The organism is Psychrobacter sp. PSi21 (assembly GCF_054960615.1).
The window spans coordinates 1-980 of record NZ_JBHNYR010000042.1 but is presented as its reverse complement, the minus strand read 5'-3'; the positions used below and the strand labels follow the sequence as shown (position 1 = coordinate 980).

At 39.3% G+C, this 980-nt stretch carries 1 protein-coding gene and 1 pseudogene; both read right to left on the bottom strand.

Annotation, left to right across the window (positions count from 1 at the left end; translation table 11 throughout):
• Positions 1 to 5: 5 nt before the first annotated feature.
• Positions 6 to 524, bottom strand: a pseudogene (locus tag ACFI32_RS14785) (transposase).
• A 40-nt stretch (positions 525 to 564) separates the two neighbouring features.
• Complete coding sequence (locus ACFI32_RS14780) at positions 565 to 915, bottom strand: IS630 transposase-related protein (RefSeq protein WP_462627385.1); 351 nt, start codon at positions 913 to 915, stop codon at positions 565 to 567.
• Positions 916 to 980: the final 65 nt, after the last annotated feature.

The following is a 980-nucleotide window of genomic DNA, read 5'->3' as shown; positions in this document are numbered from 1 at the left end:
TATAGTCAGTTCAAAATAAAATTGTTATGGTTAGGACAAACATCGTAAAACAATTTGGATAAGTCGTTTTCTATCCAGCCTTGGCGTAGAAACTTCACTTGTGCCCATTTCTTTTCAATAGGGTTCAAGTCTGGGCTGTAAGGTGGCAGCCATAATATACGATGACCATGCCGGTTCAGTAGTTTTTGGGTACGTCTACTTTTATGAAATCGAGTCACTCAAGCATAGCCTTCGTCTTGCGCTCGGGCAAAGCAGTGCTTTGCTTTATCCTCGCTCATATCCATGACAATCACACATTTGGTTTTAAGACTTGGGATGAGGGTTTGTTTGCACCAGCCGTAGAATATGTTGCTGTTAATGTTGTACTTAAAGTAATCAAGTGCAAACAGCATCTTCTCATAAAGAGCACCAATGACATTGGTTCGCTTTTTACCTTGCCAGTTGTAGCGATCAATACAAGGTTCACCTATCGGTGCATAGCCATGAGAACGAATGATTTCAGCCTCAAAGCCACTTTCATCCATGTAAACAATGGGGTAGCCTTGCTGCATGAAGCTATTAAGCTTACTGTGATATATCGCTCTTTTTATCGGACAGGCCTTTGGATGCTCTAAGGTCTTTTTTTTGACTGATACCAAGGCGTTTTAAGGCGTGATAAATGCCTGTTTTACTACAGTTTAAACGACGTGCTCGCTCATACTGATAATCATCAGGATATTCTTTGACATCATTAAGTAGCATGTCATCTGGTATTTTATAGGGGTTGGTTTGTCTGGTTGTTTTACTATGAACACGACGCTTCCAATTCTGTATAGTGGTTGGGCTAAGATTGTAAAACTCAGCTGCCTCGGCAAAGGTCATACCCTCGTCTATACTTTTAAGAACTTGTTTACGAAAATCTAATGAGTAAGTCATGGCCTTTATAGTAACAATTAAGTTTGATAATTAGTTTATAACACTTTTAATTGGACTTTGCTATA

Excerpts from the sequence above, each read along its gene's own strand:
- ACFI32_RS14780 (WP_462627385.1), bottom strand. The coding sequence starts at position 915 with ATGACTTACTCATTAGATTTTCGTAAACAAGTTCTTAAAAGTATAGAC.